This is a genomic window from Arcobacter sp. s6 (genome assembly GCF_040884245.1).
Lineage (GTDB): Bacteria > Campylobacterota > Campylobacteria > Campylobacterales > Arcobacteraceae > Aliarcobacter.
The window spans coordinates 41,944-49,867 of sequence record NZ_JBEVTN010000005.1; the positions used below are offsets into that span (position 1 = coordinate 41,944).

Here is a 7,924-nt window from a genome sequence, read left to right on the forward strand (position 1 = left end):
GTGATGATACTATTACTGAAGGTGCTGGAGATGATAGCATTTATGGTGGAGCAGGAAATGACTATATTTACGCAGGAGCTGGAAATGATTATATTGATGGAGATGATGATTCTAGTTCAATAACTAATGGTACAAAAGATACTTTAGATTTTTCGTCAAACTCAGGTTTAACAATTTTGGATGATACAGGTGACACAAGAGATGCTGATAGTACAGGTAGCGATTCAACATCAGTTGATGCTTATTCAGGAATCGAAATAGATTTAGCTTCAACAATAGCACAAAGAATTCATGCTGAGTTTGGAACAGATACAATTATAAACATTGAAAATGTAGTTGGAAGTGATAAAAGTGATTATATAGCTGGGAATTCATCTGCAAATACATTAACAGGTGGTGCAGGAAATGATTATTTAGTAGGACTAGATGGATCAGATAAATTAATTGGTGGTTCAGGTACTGATACAGCAGATTATAGTACAGGTTCACAAAATGTAATTATTGATATGACAAAAGCCCAAACAGATGGAAGTAGTGATACATATAGAGTTTCAAATGATGGTTATGGAAATAAAGAGTTTATTGATGGAATTGAAAATATAATAACTGGTAGTGGAAATGACACTATCTATGGTGATGGTGAAGCAAATGTAATTTCTACAGGTGCTGGAAATGATACTATAAGAGGGGGAGCTGAAGCTGATATTATAGATGGTGGAGCAGATGAAGATACAGCAGATTTCTCAGATTTAACTTATGGTGTGACTGTAGATTTAGATACTGCTAATGATGGTTCTAAAATTGGAACAGCATCATCAAATTCTAAAGTAGATACTTTAAGAAATATTGAAAATATCATAGGTACTGAAAGAGCTGACAATATTACAGGAGATCAATATTCAAATACATTATTTGGTGGTGCAGATAATGATACATTTAAAGGTTTGGATGGAGCTGATTATATTGATGGGGGAACAGGAACTGATACAATCGATTTTTCTGATGGAACAGAGGGAATAAAAGTTGATTTATCAACAGTTCAGACTTTAGGAACAACTTCAACATATAGAGTTCAAAATGATGGTTTTGCAAATGTAGAATATATTGATGGTATTGAAAATATTATTGGTACAAATTCAATTGATACAATAGTTGGAGATGATAATAATAATAAATTAGAAGGTGGTTCAGGAGCTGACAGTATTTATGGAGGAGCAGGAGCTGATACTTTAGTTGGAGGAATTGGAGCTGATACCTTTAGAGGTGGTAGTGGAGATGATATTATTTATGGAAATGCAGAAAATATTTCAAGTGTTGATACAGATAGAGATGTTATAGATTATAGTGTTTCATCAGCTGGAGTAAAAGTAAATCTTTCATCAACTACATCAACTATTTTATTAAGCAGAGAAACATCTACAACTTTAAGTTTACAAACAGCTATAGGTGAGGGTACTGATAAATTATATGATATTCAAGATATTATAGGTTCAACTAATCAAGATACATTAGTAGGAGATGCTTCTGTTAATTCAATCTTAGCAGGTGGAGATAATGATATTATAATCGGTGGTGCAGGAGCTGATATTCTTGTTGGAGAAGCTGGAAATGACACTATTTTAGGTGGATTAGATGGTGATAATATCTATGGTGGTACTTTTGATGGAACAAATCATACAAACATTGGAAATGATACTGTTGATTATAGTTATATAACAGGTTCTCAAGCTATTAATGCTGATTTATCTTTATCATCGCAACAAATAAAAGATAGAGTAACCACTTCAAACTTTGATACTTTATATGATATTGAAAATGTACTAGCCACAAAAAATGCAGATACTCTTAAAGGTAGTGATGATTTTACTATTGTAAATATTCTTGATGGATATAAAGGAAATGATACTTTTTATGCTTCTAAAGGATTAGATTCATTTATAGGTGGAGATGGAATTGATACTTTAGATTATAGTAATGTAGATTTAGCAAATGGTGGAACTAGAGTAATTGTTGATTTAGGTTTACAAAAAGCAACAGATGATGGATATCATGATGGAACAACTATTTATGAAGATTATATTTCAGAAATCGAAATAGTAAAAGGAACATCAGGGAATGACTCTCTTTATGGAGATAGTAATGCAAATAGTCTTTTTGGGAATGCAGGAGATGATGTTATAGAAGGACGAGAGGGTGCTGATTATTTAGAAGGAAATGATGGAGCTGATATTATAAATGGTGGAGCTGATAAAGATACTATTTATGGTGGTGATGGTAATGACCAATTAACAGGTGGTACAGGAAATGATACACTTTATGGTGAAGCTGGACTTGATATATTAATAGGATCAGAAGGTGATGATACTTTCTTTGGTGGAGCAGATAGTGATACTTTAACTTATGTTAGTGCGGGTTCTTCAATCACAGTTACCTTAGGAAATGGAAGTACTGATTTTGGCTCAATAGTGAGTTCTACAGAAGGAACAGATACTTTACTTGATCATATTGAGATAATAAGAGGTTCTAATTATGCTGATAATATTCAAGGATTTAATGGAACGGCAATAGCTGGAGTTGATTATAGTGATACTTTATATGGTGAATCTAATAATGACACTATATATGGTGGTATTGGAAATGACACTATTTATGGTGATAGTGGTGATGATACAATAAGAGGACAAGCTGGAAATGATGTAATAGATGGAGGAGCTGGAGCTGATATTTTAGATTTCTCTGATGCAAATGTAGGTGTTCAAGTATATTTAGATAAAACAGATAAAAATAATGTAGCAGTTGCTTATGAAGTAATGGAAGATGGATTTGCAGGACAAGACCAAGTTACAAGTATTGAAAAAATAATTGGCTCTAATAATGCAGATACTATTAAAGGTGATAGTAATACAAATACCATATGGGCAGGTGCTGGTGATGATACGATTATAGCAACATTAGGTTCTGATACAATAGATGGAGGAACACACACAGCAGGTGCAGGTGGTGGAGATTGGTTGAGTTTTGAAGCATTAAATAGTGCAGTTACAGCAGCTATGTCGAATGGTTCTATTACAGGAGGATTAGGAACTACTACTATTAGTGGAATTGAAAATTTATTAGGAACAACTCTAAATGATACTCTAACAGGAGATGCAAATAATAATACTCTTGATGGAAATTCTGGTGATGATGTCATAGACGGTGGAGCTGGAAATGATGTACTAAAAGGTGGAATTGGTAACGACACTCTTACAGGTGGAGAAGGTATTGATACTTATGATGGTGGAGATGGTCAAGATTTCATTAATTTTTATAATGTGGGAGCTTCTGTTGATGTTGACTTATTAACAAGTACTGTTAATAATGATGGTTATGGAAATACAGAATCTTCAGCTATTTCAAATATTGAAAATATTATGGGTACATCAGCTTATGCAGATACTTTATCAGGGAATGATAGTGTAAATACTATATATGGATATGGTGGAAATGACATATTAGATGGAAATGGTGGAAATGATACTTTATTTGGAGGAACAGGTGTTGATACGCTTATTGGTGGAGAGGGAAATGACTCTTTAGATGGTGGAGAAGATAATGATACCTTCTATGGTGGAGCAGGAACTGATATAATCAATGGAGGTACAACTGGTGTTGATACAATTGCTTTTGATAAAACATGGGGTGAAGCTGCCTTTAACGATGCTACAAATAAAATAAATGTAGATTTAACAAATCAAACAGTAAATAATGATGGATATGGATATGCAGATACTCTTATAAGTATCGAGAAAGTAATAGGTTCAGATCAAGATGATATTATAAGAGGTTCTGATACTTCTGATGACACAATATATGGAGAAGCAGGTGATGATACAATTTATTTATCAGTTGCGGGAACAGATTATTTAGATGGTGGAACAGGTGGAGAAACATATGGTGACTGGTTAAGCTTAGAATATGCATATATAACTACTATAGATTTAGCATCAAGCTCAGATACATTATATAATTTTGAAAATGTAATAGGACGTGCAAGTTCAGCAAGAGCAGAAACAGTTTGGGGTTCAGATACTGCTAACACATTTATTATGTATGATGGGAATGATATTGTAATAGGAAGATTAGGCGATGATGTATATGATTTAGGATTAGGAGATGATAGAGCAGATTCTGGTGGTGGAAATGATACTTTAATTGGAGGCTCAGGGCAAGATCTTCTTAATTATAGATCAAACTATACTGGAAGCAGTACAAAAATCATTTTACAAAATGCAAACATAGATACTGATGATGATGGAGTAGCAAATACAACTGTAACTAGCTCTACTCAAAGTGTAACTGTTAGTGGTTTATCAACACTTGCTGATGGAACTTATACTTTTTTTAGTATTACAGATTCAAGAGGTGCTACGGATTTAATCTATCAAGAATCAGATGGTACTGCAGATTTTGAAAACTTTTATTTGAGTAGTGTTGCTGATACCTTTGTTGGTGATGAAGGAAATAATACTGTAAATGGATATGAAGGGAATGATACTATTCTAGGAATGGGTGGAGCTGATACTTTATCTGGAGATTCGGGTGCAGACTTAATTTATGGTGGAAATGACAATGATCGTATTTCAGGTGATGCTGGTGCTGATAGACTTTATGGTGAATCTGGGAATGATATCATAACAGGAGGAGATGATAGTGATACTATTTGGGGTGGTATTGGAGATGATAGCTTATATGGTAATGCAGGAATTGACACTATTTATGATGAAGAAGGTACAGATTATATAGACGGTGGTTCTGAAGTAGATACTGTTATTTTTAAAAATGGAACACAAGGAATAATAGTAAATTTAACATCTGGAACAAGTACTGATGCTTTTGGGAATTCTCAAACTATTATAAATGTTGAGCATATAACAGGTACTTCAGGAGATGATCAAATCACTGGTTCAAATGGTATAAATAATACTTTATATGGATTAGCTGGAAATGATACTTTTACTATTTCTACAGGGGTTGACTACCTTGATGGTGGAAGTGGAACTGCTGATAAAGTTATTTTAAGTAGTAGTGTAGATGGAACAGCAGGTGATGCAAATTCAAATCTTTTGATTGATCCAGAGGGAGATTCATCTTATGATAATACAGTAGATATGTTAGTAGATAATAATATTGAATTTAAATCATCTAGTACAAACTATAATTCTAAAATTTACAATATTGAAAATATTGATGGTAGCAGTCTTGATGATTATATAAAAGCCGATAATAATGCCAACACAATTATTGCAGGTGCAGGAAATGATTATATTGAAGGAAATGGTGGAGCTGATAATATTGATTTAGGTGCAGGAAATGATATTGTTGAAGGTGGAACTGGAGATGATATCTTAAATGGTGGAGATGGAAATGATACATTGCTTTATTCTTCATCAACTTCAGGTGTTACAGTAAATCTAAGCACAGCTGTATCTACAGGTACAAATATTGGTACAGATACTATTTCAAACTTTGAAAATATAGTAGGAAGTGCTTCAGGAGATACTCTAACAGGAGATTCAGTAGTAAACATTATATATGGTCAAGGTGGAGCTGATAGTATTTATGGATTAGCAGGAAATGATACTCTATATGGTGGAGATAATAACGACTATATTGATGGTGGAATAGGAGATGATACATTATATGGAGATGCAGGAAATGATACGTTTGTAACAAGTGCAGGAAATGATACTATAGATGGTGGTGCTGATAGTGATACAGTTGATTACAGTACCGCAACAGGACCATTAAATGTAACATTAGTTTCAGGTGCTGCAACAATTACTATAGATGGAACAGATACTTTAACAAATATTGAAAATCTTACTGGAACAAGTGCAAATGATTCAATAACTGGTGATTCAAATAATAATACACTTATCGGAAATGCTGGAAATGATACTCTAAGCGGAAATGCAGGGAATGATAATCTTCAAGGTGGATCAGGTGATGATAGAATATTTGGAGGAGTTGGAACTAATTTTATTGATGGTGGAACAGGAAGTGAGACTACAGGTGATTGGGTAGATTATTCTGATTTAACATCAACAAATATAACAATTAATTTAGCCGCTGGAACAGCAACAGCTACTGGGATAAGTGATAATATTTCAAATATTGAAAATATAAAAATGGGTGATGGAAATGATAGTGTTCAAGGAAATATTTACAACAATAGCTTAATTGGTGGTGCAGGAAGTGATACTTTAGATGTATCACAAGCAACAAGTAGCGTAGCTATATCATTAACAGATAATAATGGTACAACAACAGGAAGTAATATAGGAACTGATACTTTTGAAAGCTTTGAAAACTTTATAGGTTCAAGTTATGCAGATACCCTAACAACAGCTGCTGTTGATAATATAACTTTTAATGGTAGTGGTGGAATTGATAAAATTGACTATACAACTTTAAGTACAGCAGTAACAGTAGCTATAAATGGAACTAATGCAATAACTGTAAAAGAAGGATCTAATACTGATACCCTAACAAATGTAGAGCATATAGTTTCAGGAAGTGGAAATGATACATTTACTTATACAGGAAGTACAAATGTAAAAATTCTTGATGCAGGAGCAGGAAGTGATACATTAAGTTTAAGTGGAACAGTTGATTTATCAGGAGTTACACTACTTAATTTTGAAACTATTTTAGTAGCAGATGGTCAAACAGCAACTATTAATGCAACAGATTTATCAGGTAAAACAATGAATATTACAATGGCTGGAACAGGTAGTCTAGTAATAGTTTCTGATTCAAGTAGCCATGACTTTAGTAATATTACTGTTTCAAAAGGTACAGGGACAGTTACTCTTGATGTTAATATAGATAAAAATATTAGTACTTCAAATATAAATAATATTATTGATAAATTTGATGTGGCAAGTGGTTCTACACTAACATTAAGTAATTCACAATTTGGTACACATTCAGGAATAAATACAGGTACATTAAAATTATCAGATACTACTTTAACAGGTACACAAATTAAAACTATTAATGATAATTCTACAAATGCAATTGATTTAACAAATGTAACAACAATCTCAACTGCAACAAGTTCAGAAATGTTAGAAATAGTAAATAATACAGGTGCAACCTTCACAACAGCAGCAAATTATGCAGTAACATTGAGTGGAACTTCAAGTGCCGCTGATGTAAATACAATTGTAAATGATACAACAGGAATAGTAACAGCAACAGTAACGTCAGGAACAGCAGCAAGCTTAAATAGCGCATTAGTAAACGCAAGTGCAACAGATGCCTTAACATTGACATTAACAGATACAGTATTAGCTTCAGGAAGTGATTTAATAGCATTAAATAATAAAACAAGTGTGGATGTAAATGCAGGAACAGTAACTTCAATAACAGATACATATGCAAATATAAATACTATTTATAATGGAACTGGAATAAGTGGATTAGGAAATGAAGCAGTAACAATAAGTGATACAACAAGCGCAGCAAATGTAAATGGAATTTTAAGTAAAACAAGTGGAGTAGTAACAGCAACAGTAAGTTCTGATACAGCAGGAAATTTAAATACAGCATTAACAAACGCAACATCGTCAGATGCATTAACATTAACAGTAACAGGAAGTGCAACAGCAACAGACTTAAATTCACTTGATGGTAAAACATCAGTTAATGTAATAGTAAATGCAACAAGTGTAACAGGAAACTTTAGTGATCTTAATACTTTATACGTTACAAACCAAGCAAACTTTAGTTCATTGGGCGATGAGGCAGTAACTATTAGTGATACAGTATCAGCAGCAAACGCAAACACTATAGCTAACTTAACAACAGGAATAGTAACAGCAACAGTAACGTCAGGAACAGCAGCAAGCTTAAATAGCGCATTAGCAAACGCAAGTTC

1 protein-coding gene (cut by a window edge) is annotated in these 7,924 nt (G+C 33.2%); it reads left to right on the forward strand.

Annotation, left to right across the window (positions count from 1 at the left end):
- Nucleotides 1-7,924 carry part of the coding region annotated (locus tag ABVS04_RS03920) for a hypothetical protein (protein WP_368029369.1) on the forward strand (this coding region is incomplete at its 3' end). The annotated region extends 19,936 nt beyond the left edge of the window, so 7,924 of the 27,860 annotated nt are shown.